25 protein-coding genes and 1 riboswitch are annotated in these 20,024 nt (G+C 44.1%); of the genes, 14 read left to right on the top strand and 11 right to left on the bottom strand.

The genetic code is table 11. The annotated features are described in order from the left end of the window. Nucleotides 1-49: 49 nt before the first annotated feature. Nucleotides 50-778: a GntR family transcriptional regulator gene (locus HMPREF0556_RS09445; protein WP_003758003.1), complete on the bottom strand. Its 729-nt coding sequence runs from the start codon at nucleotides 776-778 to the stop codon at nucleotides 50-52. Between the two features lie 44 nt (nucleotides 779-822). Beyond that, nucleotides 823-2,214, bottom strand: coding sequence for a glycoside hydrolase family 1 protein (locus tag HMPREF0556_RS09440; protein ID WP_003758000.1), 1,392 nt, complete (start codon nucleotides 2,212-2,214; stop codon nucleotides 823-825). Between the two features lie 105 nt (nucleotides 2,215-2,319). Further along, nucleotides 2,320-2,421, top strand: a riboswitch (purine riboswitch). Between the two features lie 77 nt (nucleotides 2,422-2,498). Here HMPREF0556_RS09440 and HMPREF0556_RS09435 point away from each other — a divergent pair. Beyond that, on the top strand, nucleotides 2,499-3,794 hold the full coding sequence (locus HMPREF0556_RS09435) for an NCS2 family permease (protein ID WP_003757998.1): 1,296 nt from the start codon (nucleotides 2,499-2,501) through the stop codon (nucleotides 3,792-3,794). Between the two features lie 39 nt (nucleotides 3,795-3,833). On the opposite strand, the gene HMPREF0556_RS09430 is transcribed toward HMPREF0556_RS09435, so the two are convergent. Continuing rightward, nucleotides 3,834-4,829, bottom strand: a complete 996-nt coding sequence (locus HMPREF0556_RS09430) for an alpha/beta hydrolase (RefSeq protein ID WP_003757994.1) — start codon at nucleotides 4,827-4,829, stop codon at nucleotides 3,834-3,836. 50 nt (nucleotides 4,830-4,879) lie between these two features. On the opposite strand from HMPREF0556_RS09430, the gene HMPREF0556_RS09425 reads away from it, so the two are divergent. Then, nucleotides 4,880-5,179, top strand: coding sequence for an MGMT family protein (locus tag HMPREF0556_RS09425; RefSeq protein ID WP_040486715.1), 300 nt, complete (start codon nucleotides 4,880-4,882; stop codon nucleotides 5,177-5,179). Here HMPREF0556_RS09425 and hisJ read toward each other — a convergent pair. From hisJ to HMPREF0556_RS09410, 4 genes are all read right to left on the bottom strand, one after another. Beyond that, a complete protein-coding gene (gene hisJ, locus HMPREF0556_RS09420) occupies nucleotides 5,176-5,985 on the bottom strand; it encodes a histidinol-phosphatase HisJ (RefSeq protein WP_003757991.1) in 810 nt (269 codons plus the stop codon). The two genes, HMPREF0556_RS09425 and hisJ, sit on opposite strands and share 4 nt — an antisense overlap. 87 nt (nucleotides 5,986-6,072) lie before the next feature. Further along, nucleotides 6,073-6,501: an NAD(P)-dependent oxidoreductase gene (locus HMPREF0556_RS09415; RefSeq protein WP_003757989.1), complete on the bottom strand. Its 429-nt coding sequence runs from the start codon at nucleotides 6,499-6,501 to the stop codon at nucleotides 6,073-6,075. Next, nucleotides 6,468-6,704, bottom strand: a complete 237-nt coding sequence (locus tag HMPREF0556_RS13620) for an NAD(P)H-binding protein (protein ID WP_241762101.1) — start codon at nucleotides 6,702-6,704, stop codon at nucleotides 6,468-6,470. The genes HMPREF0556_RS09415 and HMPREF0556_RS13620 overlap by 34 nt, the downstream gene beginning before the upstream one ends. A gap of 105 nt (nucleotides 6,705-6,809) precedes the next feature. Then, entirely contained in the window at nucleotides 6,810-7,133 is a 324-nt protein-coding gene (locus HMPREF0556_RS09410; protein ID WP_040486714.1) for a winged helix-turn-helix transcriptional regulator, read from the bottom strand. A gap of 166 nt (nucleotides 7,134-7,299) precedes the next feature. Here HMPREF0556_RS09410 and hisZ point away from each other — a divergent pair, with 166 nt between their 5' ends. The 9 genes from hisZ to hisE are packed head-to-tail and all read left to right on the top strand — an operon-like array spanning nucleotide 7,300 to nucleotide 13,701. After that, complete coding sequence (hisZ, locus tag HMPREF0556_RS09405) at nucleotides 7,300-8,484, top strand: ATP phosphoribosyltransferase regulatory subunit (RefSeq protein WP_003757984.1); 1,185 nt, start codon at nucleotides 7,300-7,302, stop codon at nucleotides 8,482-8,484. 1 nt (nucleotide 8,485) lies between these two features. Continuing rightward, on the top strand, nucleotides 8,486-9,118 hold the full coding sequence (hisG, locus tag HMPREF0556_RS09400) for an ATP phosphoribosyltransferase (RefSeq protein WP_003757982.1): 633 nt from the start codon (nucleotides 8,486-8,488) through the stop codon (nucleotides 9,116-9,118). Nucleotides 9,119-9,120: 2 nt separating this feature from the next. Continuing rightward, nucleotides 9,121-10,410: a histidinol dehydrogenase gene (gene hisD, locus HMPREF0556_RS09395; protein WP_003757980.1), complete on the top strand. Its 1,290-nt coding sequence runs from the start codon at nucleotides 9,121-9,123 to the stop codon at nucleotides 10,408-10,410. After that, on the top strand, nucleotides 10,411-10,995 hold the full coding sequence (gene hisB, locus HMPREF0556_RS13500; RefSeq protein WP_003757977.1) for an imidazoleglycerol-phosphate dehydratase HisB: 585 nt from the start codon (nucleotides 10,411-10,413) through the stop codon (nucleotides 10,993-10,995). It abuts the gene before it with no gap. After that, entirely contained in the window at nucleotides 10,996-11,628 is a 633-nt protein-coding gene (gene hisH, locus HMPREF0556_RS09385; RefSeq protein ID WP_003757975.1) for an imidazole glycerol phosphate synthase subunit HisH, read from the top strand. Continuing rightward, complete coding sequence (gene hisA / locus HMPREF0556_RS09380) at nucleotides 11,601-12,323, top strand: 1-(5-phosphoribosyl)-5-[(5-phosphoribosylamino)methylideneamino]imidazole-4-carboxamide isomerase (RefSeq protein WP_003757973.1); 723 nt, start codon at nucleotides 11,601-11,603, stop codon at nucleotides 12,321-12,323. The genes hisH and hisA overlap by 28 nt, the downstream gene beginning before the upstream one ends. Continuing rightward, nucleotides 12,313-13,068, top strand: a complete 756-nt coding sequence (gene hisF, locus HMPREF0556_RS09375) for an imidazole glycerol phosphate synthase subunit HisF (protein WP_003757971.1) — start codon at nucleotides 12,313-12,315, stop codon at nucleotides 13,066-13,068. Before hisA ends, hisF begins: the two co-directional genes overlap by 11 nt. A gap of 2 nt (nucleotides 13,069-13,070) precedes the next feature. Further along, complete coding sequence (gene hisI, locus HMPREF0556_RS09370) at nucleotides 13,071-13,400, top strand: phosphoribosyl-AMP cyclohydrolase (protein WP_139028124.1); 330 nt, start codon at nucleotides 13,071-13,073, stop codon at nucleotides 13,398-13,400. Next, nucleotides 13,390-13,701, top strand: a complete 312-nt coding sequence (hisE, locus tag HMPREF0556_RS09365) for a phosphoribosyl-ATP diphosphatase (RefSeq protein WP_040486711.1) — start codon at nucleotides 13,390-13,392, stop codon at nucleotides 13,699-13,701. The genes hisI and hisE overlap by 11 nt, the downstream gene beginning before the upstream one ends. 43 nt (nucleotides 13,702-13,744) lie before the next feature. On the opposite strand, the gene HMPREF0556_RS09360 is transcribed toward hisE, so the two are convergent. Beyond that, nucleotides 13,745-14,311 carry a TetR/AcrR family transcriptional regulator gene (locus HMPREF0556_RS09360; protein ID WP_003757964.1) on the bottom strand — a complete coding sequence of 189 codons (567 nt, stop codon included), beginning with the start codon at nucleotides 14,309-14,311 and terminating at the stop codon, nucleotides 13,745-13,747. Nucleotides 14,312-14,408: 97 nt separating this feature from the next. Here HMPREF0556_RS09360 and HMPREF0556_RS09355 point away from each other — a divergent pair, with 97 nt between their 5' ends. Continuing rightward, nucleotides 14,409-15,158, top strand: a complete 750-nt coding sequence (locus HMPREF0556_RS09355; protein ID WP_040486709.1) for an MBL fold metallo-hydrolase — start codon at nucleotides 14,409-14,411, stop codon at nucleotides 15,156-15,158. After that, nucleotides 15,109-16,227: an AbrB family transcriptional regulator gene (locus tag HMPREF0556_RS09350; RefSeq protein ID WP_077904801.1), complete on the top strand. Its 1,119-nt coding sequence runs from the start codon at nucleotides 15,109-15,111 to the stop codon at nucleotides 16,225-16,227. The genes HMPREF0556_RS09355 and HMPREF0556_RS09350 overlap by 50 nt, the downstream gene beginning before the upstream one ends. A gap of 312 nt (nucleotides 16,228-16,539) precedes the next feature. On the opposite strand, the gene HMPREF0556_RS09345 is transcribed toward HMPREF0556_RS09350, so the two are convergent. The 3 genes from HMPREF0556_RS09345 to HMPREF0556_RS09335 all read right to left on the bottom strand — a co-directional run bounded on the left by HMPREF0556_RS09345 (nucleotide 16,540) and on the right by HMPREF0556_RS09335 (nucleotide 18,296). After that, nucleotides 16,540-16,851, bottom strand: a complete 312-nt coding sequence (locus tag HMPREF0556_RS09345; protein ID WP_003757958.1) for a PTS sugar transporter subunit IIB — start codon at nucleotides 16,849-16,851, stop codon at nucleotides 16,540-16,542. A gap of 68 nt (nucleotides 16,852-16,919) precedes the next feature. After that, entirely contained in the window at nucleotides 16,920-17,462 is a 543-nt protein-coding gene (locus tag HMPREF0556_RS09340) for a DUF1697 domain-containing protein (RefSeq protein WP_040486708.1), read from the bottom strand. A gap of 60 nt (nucleotides 17,463-17,522) precedes the next feature. Continuing rightward, nucleotides 17,523-18,296, bottom strand: a complete 774-nt coding sequence (locus HMPREF0556_RS09335; RefSeq protein ID WP_036107978.1) for a 2OG-Fe dioxygenase family protein — start codon at nucleotides 18,294-18,296, stop codon at nucleotides 17,523-17,525. A gap of 214 nt (nucleotides 18,297-18,510) precedes the next feature. Here HMPREF0556_RS09335 and gdhA point away from each other — a divergent pair, with 214 nt between their 5' ends. Continuing rightward, nucleotides 18,511-19,869 (top strand): NADP-specific glutamate dehydrogenase, encoded by a 1,359-nt coding sequence (gdhA, locus tag HMPREF0556_RS09330; RefSeq protein WP_040486847.1) that lies wholly within the window; start codon nucleotides 18,511-18,513, stop codon nucleotides 19,867-19,869. Nucleotides 19,870-20,024 lie beyond the last annotated feature (155 nt).

Here is a 20,024-nt window from a genome sequence, read left to right as displayed (position 1 = left end):
CACACGCTCTCTTCCGCATGTCAGCGGCTTGATCAGCGTGTGTTTTATGTTAGTGTCTGGAAATGTTGACAGTGGTAAAGACAAATTTATCATACCGATGGCGGGCTAATGAATATTCAAAAGCTGTGCCATTATTTAAGTAAACCGTTTGCTCTACTTCAAGCACCGGCTCTTCTTTCGTACAGTGCAAATATTCCCAGTCGAGTTCGCCTGATTTATCAGCGCGGATCTGTTTGTAAGAACTTGCTAGCTTCAAATGTAGCTCTTCTTGGATGTACTTGTAGATCGAGCCTTCTAATACAGACTGGTTGATCCCGGGGATCACTGTCACAGGCATATATGTCTGTTCCAATACATATGGCTCGTCCGCTACGCTGCGGATCCGTAAAATATCGTAAATTGGCGTTTCACGTTCGATATTGAGCCGTTCCGCAATCTTTTCGGTTGGAAAAATAACTTCAAATTTAATGACATTACTCGTCACACCTTTATCGTCTAACAGCTTTGTAAAACCATTCAATTCTTGATTATGGATCGTCAGCCGTTCTGCGTCGAGTGCCGATTTGATGATGAAAGTACCATGTCCTCGTTTTCGATAAAGAAAGCCTTCAAGGACAAGTACCTCGAGCGCTTTTTTCATTGTCATTCGACTACAGCCGAATTCCAGGGCGAGCGTCATTTCATCTGGTATCGGTTTATCTAACGGATACTTGAGATCCAAAATGCGGCTTCGCATTTCTTCTGCGATAAAACTATACTTCGTTTGATTTTGCGCCACAATACTCCTCCTCTACTTGCTTTCCTTATTTTACCACGCCTATCTTAGTCTTCAAAGCCATTATTTGCAGTAAGCTCTTTATACCAGTAACCAGATGCTTTGATCGTCCGTTTAAAGTTATTATCTAGATCGACTTCAACTAGACCGTAGCGGTTTTTATAAGCATTGGCCCAGCTCCAGCAATCCATGAATGTCCATAGATGATAGCCTAGGCAGTTGGCACCTTCATCGATGGCTTGATGTAAATAACGCAAATGATCTTTGATAAAATCGATCCGATAATGGTCATTGATCTTACCATCAGCACCGCGATAACGATCTTCTCCTTCTACGCCCATCCCGTTTTCTGAAATAAAGAATGGAATATTGTTATAATTGTCCCGCAGATTGATTGCCATGTCGTAGATTGCTTTTTCGTAAATTTCCCAGCCACGGTAAGGATTCATTTTGCGGTAAGGCATTTCATAATTATCAAATAGATGTTCCGGAATGAACGGTGCATCTGGATGTGGCATGTACTCTTTTGCTTTGACACGACGCGGCTGATAATAATTGACGCCGAGAATATCAATGATGTTGTTTTTGATGATAGCAAGATCCTCTGCCGTATGTTCAGGGATGAAATCACGTTCGCGCAAGATCTCAACAAGATCTTCTGGATATTCGCCTTTCGTTACTGGATCTAAGAAAGAACGGTTATAGAAAAGATCAGCAAGATGGGCGGCTTTTAGATCGGCTGGATTTTGACTGCGCGGATAAGAAGGCGTCAAGTTCAAGATCACACCGATTTTACCGTCTTGATTCAATTCATGATAATATTTTACCGCCAAAGCATGGGCAAGTGCAGTATGATAAGCCACTTGTGCTGCACGACCGAAATCATGGACGTTTGGATAATGCATGTCATATAAGTAGCCCATTTCCACTGGCACGATCGGTTCGTTGAAAGTAAACCAATATTTGACTTTGCTGCCAAATAGTTCGAAACACGTTTTCGCATAGTTCGCATATGCATCTACCACGGCACGGTTTTCAAAGCCGCCTTTTTCTTGCATAGCCATTGGCATATCAAAGTGATATAAGTTGATAAATGGCTCCACACCATTTGCGATCATTTCATCCAGCACATTATTGTAAAATTCCACTGCTTTCGGATTCACTTCTCCGCTTCCGTCAGGGATCAGGCGAGACCACTGGATCGAAGTCCGAAAAGAATTGTGCCCGGTTTGTTTCATCAATGCAATGTCTTCTTTATATTGATAATAAAAATTGGATGTATTTTGCGGACCTACACCATTAAAAAACTTCTCTGGTTCGATTTTGTACCAATGATCCCACACACTCGGTTTCTTGCCGTCGATAGTGCTGGCACCTTCCGTTTGTGGGCCGGATGCAGCGCTCCCCCACCAAAAGTTTTCTGGAAACGTATATTTCATTATTATCTCCTCCTTTTCGGTATTATTATAACTTATTTTTCTAAAAGTATAAACTAATTTTTATAAAAATATACAAGTAAAATTTTATATTGCGTAATGACTGAAAAAGGGCTACAATAAGCAAGTCGTATAAGTTCGGAAATAGGGTCCGGACGTTTCTACCAAGCAACCGTAAATTGCTAGGCTACGAGCTGCATATAGGAGTGTAGTGTCTATTTGACGCGCGCTTATTTGAAGCTCTTTCCAAATTATGTACGACAACATAAATAGGGAGGCTTTTTTTAATGAATCGTTTTTTTAAACTGCGGGAGAATAAAACTTCCGTACGCACAGAAATTCTTGCTGGACTAACTACTTTTTTATCCATGGCGTATGTCTTATTCGTCAACCCAACTATGCTGGCGACGACTGGGATGGATCTGCATGCTGTCTTTGTAGCCACAGTACTTGCTGCTGTTGTTGGTTCTGTAGTGATGGGACTTGTTGCCAATTATCCGATCGGACTCGCACCCGGGATGGGGCTTAATGCCTTTTTTGCTTATACGGTATGTGCGCAATGGGGTATCCCCTGGCAAACTGCGCTAAGCGGCGTATTGGTATCGGGACTTGTTTTTATTTGTTTAACATTATCTGGGATCCGCGAAAAAGTGATCAATGCGATCCCTGCTGAACTTAAATATGCCGTCGGTGCCGGCATCGGCTTTTTTATCGCCTTTTTGGGACTGAAAAATGCCGGGATCATCGTAGGTAACAAATCGACGATCGTCGCACTTGGAAATCTGCACAGCGGGCCTGTTTTACTAGCTGTCTTCGGAATCGTGATCACGGTCATTTATATGACACTTAACCTGCGCGGTGCGATTTTCCTAGGAATGATCACGACAGCGATCATCGGCATGATTTTCGGACTGATCGCTGTACCGCATCAGATCGTTTCTGGGATCCCAAGTATCTCACCGACTTTCGGACAAGCAATCATTCATTTGTCCGACATCTTCACGCCACAAATGTTGATCGTGATCTTGACTTTCTTCTTTATCGACTTCTTTGATACAGCCGGTACATTGGTAGCTGTTGCTAATCAAGCTGGTTTCGTTAAAGATAACAAAGTACCGCGTGCCGGTCGCTCTTTATTTTCTGATTCAGTAGCGACAGTCGTCGGTTCTATCTTTGGGACTTCGACCACGACTTCTTATGTGGAATCCACTGCTGGCGTTGCTGCTGGTGGAAGAACAGGTCTGACTGCGATTGTTGTCGGCATCTGCTTTGCCTTATCGCTCTTCTTCTCACCGCTACTTGGCGTTGTCACTAGCGCTGTCACTACACCGGCATTAGTGATCGTAGGTATTTTGATGATCGGGAATGTAGCCCACATTGACTGGTCAAAATTCGAAACAGCTGTACCAGCCTTCTTTATCGTCTTGATGATGGTGCTTACCTTCTCGATCGCAACCGGGATCGCGATTGGCTTTATTTTCTATCCGATTACCATGGTATTGAAAGGTCGCTATAAAGAAGTCCATCCACTGATGTATATCATGATGTTGCTCTTTATTTTGTATTTTGTGTTTGTAGTATAAAGGAAGCAAAAGCACAGCGAATTTCTCCGCTGTGCTTTTTTACATATTTTTTTCTAAAAATTGTAGCGTCTGCTCCCACGCCAACATGGCTTGCTTCGTTGATAAATCAAATTGATATTCATGCTTGATCTTGCCATCTTTTTTTGTAAAATATAATGTTTTCACCTGCACATGGTTCTCCCTTAAAGCACGCTCAAATGCTTTTGCGTGCAGATCAAACGAACTGGTATTACCATCTGTCAAAAATGTCGGCGGATAATCGGCGGAAATATGCTCCACGATCGAAGCCTGTTTCGCTTCCAGACTGTTTTCCCAATCGCGCCTGCCTAAGTAAGCCCAGCCGATCCGTTTCATAAAGAAGCGGCGTGCCGGATCTCTCACTTCCAGAATGCCCTGCAGATGATACGGCCCGCAGTAAAGCAGTGCCGCACGGATCGTCTCTATCGGGACAACCTGTTCAAGTCCCAACGCTTCTGCATAGTCTTTATTGGTTTGTATCGTAAGGAACTGAGCAGCCAGCTGAGCGCCCGCGGAATCTCCGCCAATGACTAGCCTAGCAAGGTCGAGCATTGGATAGTCCTGTTCCTTCGCTTTCAAAAAACGGTACGCATCTTGCATCTGCTGAACGGGACCGGGATAGATCCGTTCTGGCGCTACTTGATAATCGATCGATACAACGATGTAGCCCTTACTAGCCATCATCGTACTCCAATAAGTCGCTTTTTCTTTATTTCCGCCGACGAAAAAACCGCCATGCACCCAAAAAATCGTGCCTTTTGGCTGGCTGTTTTCTTTCGGAGAGTATATATCCAGCCGATTATTTGTGAAATCGGAGGAATAGGAAATATTCTTTTGGATGCGGACTTTTTGCTGATAATCTGCATAATGCTTCGGCTTTTTCCCCTTCCCATACGAGCAAGCCCGCAGCAGATAAACAGCTAGATGAGGAGAAAATAAGCTGATGCCGATAAATACAATAAGTACGGCAGCAAGTATGACAAGCACATAGCTGCCTGCCTGAATAAAATAGTTCATGTCGACTCCTTTGTTTTGTTATAATAAAAATGAAAGGGAGGCCAGAGATCATGATTCCAGCTGAATTTGAAGAACGTGTCTTTACCATTATCAAACAGATACCTCGTGGAAAAGTAACTACCTATGGTCAAATCGCCTACATGGCCAAATTCCCCCGTCATTCCAGACTGGTCGGCAGTTTGCTAAAAAAATCCGTTCGGCCGAAAACCGTTCCCTGCCATCGCGTCGTTAATAGTATGGGCCGTTTAGTCCCAGGCTGGGAAGAACAGCGCTATTTGCTGGAAGAAGAAAACGTTCCGTTTAAGCCGAATGGTTATGTAAACCTAAAACTTGCTTTTTGGCAAGGCTAGTAGCCCCTGCCAACTTCACTCGCTTGATGAGCATCCGAACCATAGACGAGCGGTATGCCCATTTGTTTGGCAAGCTGTACGACTTGTTCAGGTGGATACGTTTCTCGGCAATAGTCTTTAAAAAGTCCCGCCGCGTTATAATCTAATTCATAATTTCTCCTTTTGACAGATTGCAAGAGCTCCGTCATCTGCTCCATCGCATGCGCTGTCCATTCCGTTCCTTCGTTAAAATAATGCTGGAATTTTTGGCAAAGCGATAGGTGCCCGATCCGTTTCGGTTTGTAGCTGCCAAGATCTGCCTCGATCGATGTTGCTACCATATCGAAGTAAGCAGAACGGGCCTTGGCAAAATCTCCATAATACCCGATGATTCCTTCTTGATAATCCTCCGGGCTGAAATCGATTCCCCGATACCCGTCTTTTCCCGGCAAGAAATGAACGGACAAAATGCCATCATCTAATTGTTTTCCGTATTCTGCCAAAAAATCCCGCGTCCAATTTTCAAACGGCTTCAGATAATCGACTTCAAAACCGACCTCGATCGTGATATCGCTGGCATATTTATGTTTCAACGCATGCATTTTCTGCAGATAATAGCGAACATCGGTAAGCGCCATTGCCCCGGTTTCTACAACTTCCGGCGCGCCTCCAGATCGTTCTAGCAATTCTGGCGGCAGCGGTGCATGCTCCGTGATCGCGTAATGACTGAAACCTTGCTGGATCGCTGATCGGATATAAAGCTCTACATCATCATTTGAACCATGTGGACAAAATTCTGTATGGGTGTGACCATCTTTTTTAAGCAAATTCCATTCCTCCTGCCTATTCAGAATACACTGATTATAGCATAAAAAAAACGAGGAGACACTCCTCTCCTCGTCTTAACCCAAGACCTAATCAGCAATCACGGAAAAGCGTTTTCCAATGAAATCCCCTGTTTCGATCTCATCCACAACTGCCACTGCAAAATCCGCATATCCAATTGTATTTTCGCCTTTTTCATTGAAAGTAAGCCTATCATTGGAAACAATGGTAAACCTATTTGTCAGCGGTGCATCAACAACAAATAACGTTGCCGGACTTGCATAAGTCCAATTGACATCCGTTCTGATTTTAAGCGCATCAAATGCTTTTGCCATTGAAGTAGCCAGCGCTTTAAACTCTGCAGGCATATTCGGATCATCGATCACCCGGCTTGATTTCGCTTCATCTATATATAAACTTCCCGCACTTCCTACCACGAGCAGCCGTGTATGATGATGTCCGGATAATTGATCCGCAAGTTGTTTCAGCGTGGTTTGATGAAGTACACATTTTGCCATTCCCCAAACGCATCCACCACTACATCAAAAGCAGCTAGCTCTTCTGTTTGCAAATCAAAAATATCTTTTTCGATAACATCAACAGATTCAGCAACTTTCGAGCGGTCACGCACGATCGCAGTCACCTCATGTTTTCGTTTTACTGCCTCTGCTAAAATAAGCTTTCCTGCGTTTCCATTTGCTCCAATAATTCCAATTTTCATTGTATCTCCTCCTATGTCTCTCATTACTATGAGTCTAGCATACCCGGATATACTTGAAAATTACGCACTTTTTAGTAAGCTAGTTACCATTCGGAAAGTGCACCGCTACAAATGTTGCTCTCCCCACGCTGCCATAGAATCCAAAATCGGTCGCAATGTTTCCCCCAAATCGGTCAATCGATATTCGACATGCGGCGAACTAACTGGAAATACTTCTCGTGCCACCAATTCATGTTCGATCATTTCTTTCAAATTCTGTGTCAGTACTTTGGGAGAAATGCCAGGGATAAGCCTCTGCAATTCATTGAATCTCCGTTTTTCAAATAATAATTCCCGAATAATCAAGACTTTCCATTTATTACTGATCAATTGGATCGTTTTTTCTACAGGACAATCCACAAGCGGTGTCAGCCTTTTCGATTCTTCCATCGTTATCTCTCCTTCAACTTTTCGCTCTTTCAAGTTTGCTTTAGTTTACTGTAAACTTTCCCACAATGCAAAAGATATTTTTCCCAAAAATTCAATTGGTTTACAAAAACGCTTTAGTGTGTTACCATGCTAATTAACTAAAATCAACATAAAGGAGTTAAATCACGTGAATTGGAATCGAAATTTGCCAGCTGGAACCAATGACAAACTATTTCGCGAAGCAGAATCGGCTTTTCAAGTCGAACAACAAGTAAACAGCTTCTTTCAAAACCGCGGATTTAAACGAATCGAAACACCGATCATGGAATTCGAAGATGTCTTCAGAGCTAGCTCCGAGAGTGCCGCTGCGATCTACCGCTTCTTTGACTCAGAAGGCCGAACGATCGCGCTTCGTCCTGATATGACATTGCCGATCGGCCGCGTGATAAGCACCGCCGCCATTACACTTCCAGTCAAATTATCCTACAGCGGAAAAGTATTCCGCGCCCACCCGGAATTGATCGGTGAACAAAACGAACAGACCCAAGCAGGTATCGAGATCATCGGCTTTTCCTCTCTCAAAGCAGAGCTGGAATGTATTTTAAGCGGAATCACGATTCTATCAAATCTAGCGATCCCCAATTTCCAGATCGAGTTAGGGCATGCGGTCATCTATCAAGAAATCTTGAAACAACTACAATTAGACGATAAGACGGAATTAATTTTCAGAAAATTATTACTAAACAAAAGTATTTCCGGCATCAAAACCTTTGTGGCCGAGAATCCTAGTTCCCTCGATGATTTTATTTTAGAATTACCATGGTTGTTTGGCCCTGCTGAAGAAATTCTACAAAAAGCAAAACAACAGACTGATAATCGTGGTATTTTAGCTGCTTTGTCAGAGCTAGGGCGCACGGTCCAACTTGTCGAACAGGTAGAACCCGATGTTGCTTTGAGTATCGATCTCGGTTTGATCCAAGATTTTGATTATTACACCGGTTTGATTTTCCGCGGCTACGCTGATCATGCTTCTGAACATTTCCTCAGCGGCGGTCGTTATGACCTTCTGCTGGAACGCTTTGGCGGAAACCCCACTCCTGCCGTGGGATTGGCACTGCATCTGGATAAGATCGTTCGTCTGAAAAATAAAATCGGACAGCATTATAGAGCAAAAACGCCAGATAGCTTTGTCCATTATGGATTGGCCCAGTGGAAAGAAGCAGAACACTATCTCGCTGCTCATCCCGAAGCCGAACTTTCCTTTTTTGAGATTCCGGAAGAAAGCATTGCTTACGCGAAAAAATGGCAGATCAAACGCGTTATATTGATCAATGAAGCTGGTATCGCAGAAATTTATCGGGAGGCGGAATAAGATGAAACCATTGAAAATCGCCTTGACAAAAGGACGGCTAGAAAAGTCTGCTACCCTATTATTGGAAAAAGCAGGCATTGACTGCATGCTGTTAAAAGAAAAAAATCGTAAACTCATTTTTGAAAGCACTACCCAGCCTGTCACTTTCATTCTCGCAAAAGCACCTGATGTCACGACTTACGTCAAACACGGCGTGGTGGATGTCGGAATCGTCGGTAAAGATATATTGATGGAGCAATCACGTTCACACTACGAAATGCTAGATCTCAAAATCGGCATCTGCCAATTTTGCCTTGCCGCTGTCAAACCTTTTGCCGCCGAAAATTATCGCCGTAAAGTGATCGCGACAAAGTATCCGAACATCACCCGTAATTATTTTAACGAAAAAGGCGAAGATGTCGAGATCATCAAGATTGAAGGTTCCGTAGAACTTGCTCCGATCTTAGAACTTGCCGACGCGATCGTTGATATTGTAGAAACTGGTGCGACATTGCGGGAAAACGGACTGATGATACTAGATCAGATGTACCCGATTTCCGCAAGACTGATCGTCAACAAAGCCTCACTCAAACAAAATAAACAGCAGCTCGCAGGTTTCATACATCGTTTAGAAGCTGCTACACGGGAGGAATAAACATGAAATGGTTGCAAGGAGATTTTACTACCATCAAAGAACTGTTAGAAATAGAACGAACTAAAGATGATCCCCAAACTAAAAAAACAGCGGATGCTGTAGCCGCGATTATCCAAGCTGTCCGTTACGAGGGGGATGATGCGCTACGTGCTTATACAAACTCTTTTGATAATCAGGATATCCTTGATTTTCGTGTTAGCAGTGAAGTGATCACCGAAGCATTAAACAGCTGCGATCCTGAACTCTTAAAAAGTTTAACGACCGCGAAACAAAATATCGAAAGTTTTCATAAACAGCAGCTGGCAAATGGTTTTGTCGATACCGAAAAAGCTGGTGTCGTCCGCGGCCAATTATATCGCCCGATCGAAACAGTCGGCATCTATGTACCCGGCGGAACTGCCGCCTATCCTTCTTCTGTTTTAATGAACGCGATTCCCGCTAAGATCGCCGGTGTGTCCAGAATCGTCATGGTCACACCGCCTAGTGAAGCAGGAATTCCTTCCACTATTTTAGCTGCAGCTGCGCTTGCCGGCGTGGATGAGGTTTATAAGATCGGTGGCGCTCAAGCAATTGCCGCCCTTGCTTATGGCACAGAAAGTATACCAAAAGTAGATAAGATCATCGGACCGGGTAACCGCTTTGTTGCGGCGGCAAAACGCGCTGTCTTTGGCGAAGTCGGAATCGATATGATCGCAGGACCTTCCGAAATCGTTGTCGCTGCTGATGAAACAGCCAATCCTGCATTTATCGCTGCTGATCTATTATCACAAGCAGAACATGATCCGGAAGCAGCTGCCATTCTCATCACTACTTCGCAAACGATTGCCGAGCAAACAGAAAAAGCAGTCACGGATCAGCTGCAAACTTTGGCAAGGCGGGCGATCGCGGAACAAGCTTTGCAAGACCACGGTAAAATCATCGTGGCAGCATCGACCGCCGATTTATTTGAAATTGTAAATCTCCTTGCACCGGAGCATTTGGAAATCCAGCTGGAATCCCCTTTCTCCTATCTTCATGCCGTCAAACATGCTGGTTCGATTTTCCTAGGTAACTATGCCTCGGAGCCGCTCGGCGATTATGTAGCCGGTCCCAACCATGTCCTACCGACATCTGGAACGGCACGTTTTTCTTCCCCACTCAGTGTGTATGACTTTCAAAAAAGAATGTCATTTGTCAGCTACACAAAAGAAGCGCTCGAAGCAGAAAAAGATGCGATCATCCGGATCGCAGAATCAGAAGGACTACAAGCTCACGCAAGAGCCATTCAAATTCGTTATAAGGAGGAATTTTAAATGCGCCAAGCCAAACGAAGCCGCAATACCGCCGAAACGGAGATCACGATCGCTTTGAATCTCGATGAAGAAACCCCTGCTTCCATCGATACGGGAGTCGGTTTTTTTGATCATATGCTGATCCTATTCGCCAAACACAGTCGAATCTCGCTCAATGTCAAAGCAACAGGAGATACGTATGTCGATGCCCACCACACAGTCGAAGATGTCGGCATCCTGCTTGGCGAACTATTTAGCGAAGCGCTCGCCGAAAAGCAAGGAATCAACCGTTACGGCACCGCTTTTGTACCCATGGATGAAGCACTTGGTTTCGCTTCGATCGATTTAAGTGGTCGGTCCTATTTGGTTTTCGATGCTGCTTTTGAAAATCCAAAATTAGGCGATTTTGATACAGAACTGACGGAGGAATTCTTCCAAGCGGTCGCCAATAATGCCAAGCTGAACTTGCATGTCCGTGTCCTCTATGGTACCAACACTCACCATAAGATCGAAGCGTTGTTCAAAGCATTCGGTCGAGCGTTCCGGGAAGCCATTACGATCAATCCTGATATCCAAGGCATCAACTCGACCAAAGGAGTGTTGTAAATGTTAGCGATCATTGATTATGACACAGGAAATACAAAAAGCCTGCAGAAAGCTTTTTCCTATTTACAAACGGATACAGTGATCACGGCTGACCCAGCAATCATCGCCAAGGCGGAGGCACTCATTCTTCCAGGCGTAGGTGCTTTCCCCGAAGCAATGGCCGAGTTAACTTCCCGCGGACTTGTTCCTTTACTCAAAGAAGCCGCTGCAGCTGGCAAACCAATTCTCGGCGTGTGCCTTGGAATGCAATTATTACTAGAAGGCAGCGAAGAACATCGCTATACAAAAGGCCTAGGATTAATTCCCGGCACTGCGAAACGACTGCCAGCTAAGCCAGCAATGCCAGTACCTCATATGGGCTGGAACCAGTTAGAGTTACAACAAGGATCCCCACTCACCAAAGGATTGGCAGGCGAATATGTATACTATGTCCACTCCTATTATGCTGATTGCCCGTCAGGCTATATTTACGGATCAAGCACCTACAGCACCTCGGTCACTGGCATTATTGCCGCGGGTCATACTTATGGTGTCCAATTCCACCCGGAGAAAAGCGGTCAAGTCGGCCTAACGATTTTAAAAAATTTCATGGAGGTGGTTCGCGCATGCAGATCTTCCCAGCAATCGATATAAAAAACGGTAAATGCGTGAGACTTTACCAAGGCGATTTTGCTAAAGAAACAATGATGAATGCTGATCCCATTGATCAAGCTGCAAAATTCGCCGCGGCGGGAGCGACTTTCCTTCATATCGTGGATCTTGATGGCGCTGTTTCTGGCAAACCAACCAACATCGCTTTGATCCAACGTCTCCAGCAGCAAGTAAAAATCCCTATCCAAGTCGGCGGTGGTATTCGCACCATGACTCAGGTCGATACGTATCTACGTGCCGGTGCTGAACGCGTCATCATTGGCTCCGCAGCGTTATCTGATCCGGATTTTGTCAAAGCAGCTGTGACGAAATATGGTGATAAGATCATCATCGGAATCGATGCGAAAAACGGCTTCGTTGCGACAGAGGGATGGCTGCAGTTGTCGGATAAAAAGGCCACGACATTCGCTGGTGAAATCGCCAAACTCGGTGTCAACACGATTATTTATACAGACATCAGCAAAGACGGTACACTCGCTGGTCCCAATTTCGAGGAATTACGTGCGATCCAGAAAAGCGCGCGAATTGCTGTGATCGCCTCTGGAGGGGTCAGCTCCAAAGCAGATCTGGAACAATTGGCTGCAGAAGGGTTTTACGGGGCGATCGCCGGCAAAGCCCTCTATGAAGGGAAAATCACCATGGCGGATGTGCTGGAGGTGGAAGGTCATGCTTACTAAACGGATCATTCCCTGTCTTGACGTGACAAATGGACGCGTTGTGAAAGGCATCAATTTCATTTCGCTTACCGATGTCGGCGATCCCGTAGCGATAGCTGATGCTTATAACAAAGCCGGCGCAGATGAACTTGTTTTCTTAGATATTTCAGCAACGAACGAACAGCGAAAAACCCTGATTGATGTCGTGGAACGAACGGCTGAGCAAGTCTTTATACCACTCACAGTTGGCGGCGGCATAAGCAGTATTGCCGATATGAAAGCTCTTCTCCAAGCTGGCGCAGATAAAATATCCTTGAATTCAGCCGCAGTAAAAGATCCCGAACTGATCAAAGCCGGGGCTGAGAAATTCGGCTCACAATGCATCGTCGTTGCCATTGATGCCAAGCGGCATGGAAACAGTTGGCATGTTTATACACATGGCGGTAAAGTCGACACAGGACTTGATGCAGTGAAATGGGCACAGCAAGTAACCGAACTCGGTGCTGGCGAAATCCTGCTTACCAGCATGAATAAAGATGGCACCAAAAGCGGTTATGATCTAGCACTTACATCCAGCATCGCTTCCAGCGTATCCGTTCCCGTCATTGCTTCCGGAGGCTGCGGGACAAGCGATGATATCGTAGAAGTGTTTCAAAAGACTGAAGCCGGAGCTGCACTCGCCGCCAGCATTTTTCATTATGGTACCATCGCGATCCCCGATTTGAAGCAGCACCTGGCTAATAAAGGAGTGGAAATACGCTTATGACGATTCCCAAACTCGATTTTTCTAAAGGTCTGATTCCTGCCATCATTATCGAAGACGGCTCGCAAGAAGTCCTGATGCTCGCTTATATGAATGAAGAAAGCTTTCAAAAAACGCTAAGTAGCAATACGACTTGGTTTTACTCCCGTTCTAGGAGATCACTATGGAACAAAGGCGCTACAAGTGGCAATTTCCAGCACGTCAAAAAAATCATGACAGATTGCGATCAAGATACATTGCTGATCCACGTCGTCATCGACGGCCCAGCATGTCACACAGGTGAAAAAAGCTGCTTTTTCCAAACCATAAAGGAAGTGAATGAAGATGTTGACTAAATTATATGCCGAAATCGAACAGCGAAAAAACGAGCCCAAAGAAGGTTCCTACACCACCTACCTTTTTGAAAAAGGATTAGACAAGATTCTCAAAAAAGTGGGGGAAGAAACGACAGAAGTAGTCATCGCTGCCAAAAATGAGAATCAGGAATTGATTAGCGAAACAGCCGACCTTACTTATCACTTGCTCGTCTTATTAGTAGAAAAAGGCATACCGCTTTCCGTGATCGAAGAGGAACTGGAAGGACGCGTCGGGAAGATCAGTACGACGAAAGATCGAAGTGAGATCACGGATCTATAAATAAAAAACGACTTAGAAGTGGATTCTAAGTCGTTTTTGTTTCCTATTCCAAGGACTGGATATAATCCGCGATCATGCGCTCGAAACTTTCCTCGTGGTCGAGCTGGTGTCTAAAATAGCCCAAAAACACTAGCGAGATGTAGCCATGCAAAATACTGCGAAACTCTCTACTCTTATGCACCGTTTCTTCTTCTGACAGTGAATATGGGACTAAAATCTGGCGAATCATATACGTCATTTCTAAAAATTGGTTCGTCAACTGCTCATTATCAAAACTTGGACAATTAATAAATAGCTCATATCCTGCCCGGTTTTCAAACGCAATATCCCGATACGTCATGGCAAACGTGTGAATAGCATCTTTCCCGGCTTTTCCCAGTAAACTTTTTATCAATTGCTGATTCAGGTTCGCAACAAATGTTTCGGTCATCGCGATTTTTAAAACATCAATATTCGCAAAGTGATTATAAAGCGACGGATATTTTATATTCAGCCGTTCAGAGATCTTAGGGAAATTAATATGGGTGATCCCGATTTCATTCGCAAGTTCAAACGTGACATCGATGATTTTGGCTTTTGTCAAATTTCTTTTTTGCGCCAATGCCCTCACCTACTTTCTTGATAAATTTAGTTTACCATGATACAATTTATTCTACAAACTATTTTTTATAGTCATAAATTATTTTTTATATATGGAGGTTCTGATTTTGAAAATCAATGATTCGATTTATGTATTGCCAATCGAAGAAAGCGAACGAAATAACATGGTACTAAATATTACTGTACTTGTCGAAGGAGATAGCTATATGCTTGTCGACACCGGATTCTTAAATGACTTCGATGCGATTCAATCCGCTTTAAAAGAAGAAGGTCTAGCTGATAAAAAGCTAGCTGGAGTTATTTTGACTCATCAAGACGTCGACCATATCGGTAGTCTGCCCCAATTGGTAAACAAAAACGATTCTATCTCTGTTTTTGCTTTCGGAGAAGATGCAAAAGTAATCAACGGAAAAGAGCCGCTGATCAAATTGCCTGAAGAAAATAAGCCAGCATTATATGCGGCGTACCCAGAAGATGTGGTAAAAGAATTCCAAGCCTTTTATGACGGTTCTCAGGAAAATGTTACTCATTATTTAGATAACCAAAAAGTGATCTCGTTCGGAAGCGATTATCAAGTCCTCCCTACCCCTGGACATACGCCGGGACACATCTCCCTTTACCATGCTGACAGCCAGACATTGATCACTGGTGATGCGATGGTATCAGAAAATGGCGAACTATTTGGCCCGCGCAAACCAGTAACGCCAAATTATCCAGAAGCAATCGATTCCTTGCGTTCCTTTCTTGACCTTCCGCTAACGACAATCATCTGCTATCATGGCGGACTTGTTACCGGGGAAGACCTAAATGAACGGGTGGCGGAGATCATTGCTGAATACCAAGCAGCTTCCAATTAAAAAAACCGTATTCCCATTTTTACTAACGATCTTAGCAGGGCTTGCGGGGGCAGGACTTGCCATGCTCATCCACTTGCCAATACCTTGGCTACTTGGACCGATGCTGATTATCACGATTTTAAATCAGTTTGATAAGATCCCGCTCCATTTTCCAGCCATTTTGCGCCTAGCAGCTCTAATGATCGTTGGGTATACAGCCGGTACGAAAATCACGCTTGCTACTTTCAAACTGATCATCTCCCAGCTACCGATCATGGTGATCACCACCATCGTGCTGATTTTGATTGGGATCCTATTCAGCTACTTTATCAGTAAATGGACGACATTGGACTACCAAAGTCTGGTTGCCGGCAGTATGCCCGGCGGCGCGACCCAGATGATCTTGTATGCGCGTGAGCAAAAACATCTTGATCCAACGATCGTCTCGATTTTTCAGATTTTCCGTTTGGTCACTATTTTCCTGTTTGTGCCTATTATTTTATACACACCGCTGATTGGCGCTCATCATCAAAGTCAAGCCGTAGCAACGCATAATGCTGCTTCCGATTATTTCCTTTCTCAGTTTCCTTGGGCGAGTATTTTATTTTTCCTTATCGCTGTCTTGGTGTTTTCTGATTTAGGAAGATTCCTGCGTTTGCCGATCCATCAACTACTTGGTCCATTGCTCGGTATTGGTATTCTTAATATTTTCGGCATCCATGGCTTTAATGTCCCCCACGGGATCATCGGCGCCACACAATTGGCGCTTGGTATATACTTCGGATTAGGCATCAATCTAAAAGGAAATGCCAACAAAGCTACTCTCTTTATCAGCGCGATCATCAGTAATATCGTATTACTGTTTTGTATGGTTGGTATCAGCTTGTTATTGAACCAGCTTTTTCATTACGGAGAAACGACCACGTACTTGGCGATCGTTCCAGGCGGAATGGACCAAATCAGTTTGATTGCTACCACTATCTCTGCAAATGTCGGGCTTGTTGTAGGCTATCAAACCTTTCGCTCTATCTCTGTAAATCTGATCGCACCGTTCGTTTTCAAACATTTACTCCAAGAACGAAATAAATAGCCACTTTTTTCTATATAAATCAGCAAAAACAATATGGTGGTATCATTATTTTTCAACTATTGAAGAAGCGTAGATCAAAAAGACGTCTGTTTCATTTAAGAAACAGACGCCTCAGACTGAAGAAAAATACCATTCAAATGTTTTCGCTCTGTCTTTAGCTTGCCCGAAAAATGATTAGATTCTAGGCAAAGTTGAGTACCGAAGCGGAGCGTACTCGTGTACGTGAGCATCGGAACGCAGGCTTCAACGACGAAGATGGGCATTTTTCGGGCAAGCTAAGACATCTGTTTCATTTAAGAAACAGACGTCTTTCTATTTCAGCAGCTCCATCATCTGTCCGAACAGCTTCGGCGCTCCGATCGGTGTATAAAGTGGGCCATCGATCAGTAGGAATGGGATCTCATAATCCGCTAACTCTTGAAGCAACATCTCTTTATGAAAGCGTACTTGGGGGGCCAATAGAAAAATATCCCAGCCTCGTTCCGTCAATTTTTTGGCTACCCGCATCGTACCAACAGCTTCGATATAGAAATCGCTAATATCATTTTTTTTTGCTTCTTTACTTAAATAATTGGCTAATAGGGAAGAACTCATTCCCCCTGCGCAAGCCATTAAAACGTGCATCTTTTATTCCCCTTCCGTTTACTTTTCTCATTATAACAAGAAAGCGCTTACTAATGGAAGGCAGAAGGTTATTCTTTAATAAGCTGGAGTAGTTTTTTCGCTGTATTGGCATTGCGGATCGTTACGTTGGCATAGGCGGAACGCTTCACGATTTTAGACCATCGCGTTTTGGAAAAAGTAGCGACTGCTGCGGACCAAAAAACGATGGGCTCTGCGATGGCGACTTTCTCATAATCCGGTAGTGCTTCGCCAACTTCTTCTGCAATTTGGGTTGCTGTAAAAGGAGGAATGACAAAAATAGCATTGTGCTTGCTTTCCGGATCATTGCCCCACCAGTCGGGTGCTAGTTTCATTGCCTGTACAAAGGCGTTTGCTTCTATGACCCCGACAACGACACGGAATCCAAAGGTTTGCAGGATCGCTTCCTCACAACGCGATATCAGGCTTTCCAACGGAACTGTCTCAGTATCGAATAAAACATTGCCGCTATTGATGTAGGTCCGTACCCGCTCAAATCCCAGTTTTTCTAAACATAGACGTAAATCAGGCATCGCTACTTTATTTTTGCCACCGACATTGATTCCTCTCAATAGTAAAATATAAGTTGTCATTTTTTCTCCTCCTTTATTTAAAAAATCAGCTTGCAGCAAAATCTGCAAGCTGACTGTAGATTACAAAGCCTTGACCACAGTAGGCTGATAATCGATCAAAATAATGTCTCGAATCGCCGGTCCTGCTGCAGCGCCTTTTTTCACGCCGCTGACATAATGACTGACAAGCGCATCCGCAACCCCATAAGAACTCAACGCTTCCGTCAATTCAAACGAAGCTTTGATATGGCTTGGGTCGATAGCTTCGGGCAATTGATCGGTATCGCCGATAGTCGCGATCACATTATGTCCGCCGTCAACATTCAAACGTTGGATCAAATGAGCAAAGGTAAAAGGCTCGCCGTCACGATGCAGACAGTTGGGCGAAGAAACGGCTTCTTCCCCATCTTTTTCTACAATCAATCGAACAAAATGCACGCCAACATTGATCGGCATTTTCTCATCACGTTCTTGCCAATTGGTTTGCGCAAAATCATACTGGATAATATTTTTCAAAAGTTCCGTCGCGCGGACTTCTCCCGGTAATGCCGGAAAGGAACGATAGGCTTCTTTATATTCAGGATTGAAATCGCCTTGGAAATACTCCGCTACTTCATTTCCGTCTTCATCATGCATGCTGGGCAGCCACTCGACATGTAGGTTCCAAGGCATGATTACTGCTCGCGAAAAACGACGGTATCTTCCTTTCGTTTGCGCATACGCATCAGGCGGCATGGATGCAAAAGCTTGCTTCAATACCTCAAGCTCACTTTCCTTTATAGTAGGCAGCTCTGCACGCAGATCAAACTGGGCAAAACCGCTTTGTTTTAATTCATTCCAATAGTGTTGATTCATCTCTTTCACCCTTCCTAAACATATGTCTATTATACCATTTTTCTGTTTTGCCAGATACATCTCCCCCTTTTTTGTAAATTTCAGAAAATTTTTATAAAATGCTTGTTTTTATTTTCAATTACAGGTAAACTAACATCATAAGTGATATAAGATAACTTCTATTGTCACCAAACAAACTGTTAAGGAGTGTGGAAATATGAGCGATTCAGCAACGATGTCTGCTGCACAGACAGCAGCGAACAACTACGTTACTACCATTTTCCAAAAAATAAAGGAAAAAAGCCCCGGCGAAGTGGAATTCCAACAAGCCGTCGAAGAATTTTTGCATGCCATTGAGCCGATTTTAGCGCAAGATTCTAAATATGAAAAACATGGTATCCTTGAGCGACTTTTAGAACCAGAACGCTTTATCCAATTCCGTGTTGCTTGGCTAGATGACGAGGGAAAAGTACAAGTCAACCGCGGCTACCGCGTGCAGTTCAACAGCAGTATCGGACCTTATAAAGGCGGTTTGCGCTTCCATCCTTCCGTTTCTGCTAGTATCGTCAAGTTCCTTGGATTTGAACAGATCTTTAAAAATGCCCTGACTGGCTTACCGATCGGTGGCGGCAAAGGCGGTTCTGACTTTGATCCAAAAGGAAAATCAGATAATGAGATCATGCGTTTCTGCCAAAGTTTCATGACGGAATTGCAGCGGCATATCGGTCCAGATACGGATATCCCTGCCGGCGATATCGGTGTCGGTGGTCGGGAGATCGGCTATCTATTTGGTCAATATAAACGTATCCGTGGTGCTTATGATGCTGGAACGATCACTGGGAAAGGACTTCCATATGGCGGAAGTTTAGCACGAACCGAAGCTACCGGCTATGGGGTGATCTACTTTACCGTAGAGATGCTGAAATCGATCGGAGAATCTTTTGCTGGAAAAAAAGTCGTTGTTTCCGGTTCCGGCAATGTCGCGATCTATGCGATCGAAAAAGCGCAGGAGTTAGGTGCCACGGTCGTAGCCTGCAGTGATTCCAGCGGTTATATCTATGATAAGAACGGCTTAGATGTAGAACTAATCAAAGAATTGAAAGAAGTCAAACGTGCCCGCATCGAGAGCTATTTGGAGAAACATCCGACAGCGTCTTACGAAGCAAATGGCGATATTTGGAGTATTCCTTGCGACATCGCCCTTCCTTGCGCGACCCAAAACGAAATCAACGAAGCACAAGCTAACGAATTGATCCGTAATGGTGTGATCGCTGTTGCCGAAGGAGCGAATATGCCTTCTGACTTGCAAGCGATCGCTGCTTTCCAAGCAAATAATATCTTATTCGGGCCTGCTAAAGCTGCCAATGCTGGCGGAGTAGCCGTTTCCGCTCTGGAGATGGCGCAGAATAGCAGCCGAATGAGCTGGAGTTTTGAGGATGTCGATAACCAGCTACAGCTTATCATGCAGACGATCTATCAAAATTCCAGTAGCGCTGCATTAGATTATGAACGTCCCGGTAACTTAGTGATTGGAGCCAACATCGCCGGTTTTAAAAAAGTAGCCGATACGATGATCTCACAAGGCGTTTTATAAAAAAAAGCAAGTAGCCAGGTGGTGGTTGGCTACTTGCTTTTTTGCTTTCTAAAACATGTCTGTGGGGGAAGTGATTTATCTTAGAAAGCAATGAGATCTAATGGATATATTTATTATACATTTCTTTTATTTCTTTGTAAATACTTTTATTTCAA

Origin of the sequence: Listeria grayi DSM 20601 (assembly GCF_000148995.1) — a bacterium.
Classification (GTDB): domain Bacteria; phylum Bacillota; class Bacilli; order Lactobacillales; family Listeriaceae; genus Listeria; species Listeria grayi.
This window is presented reverse-complemented; position numbering and strand designations above follow the sequence as displayed.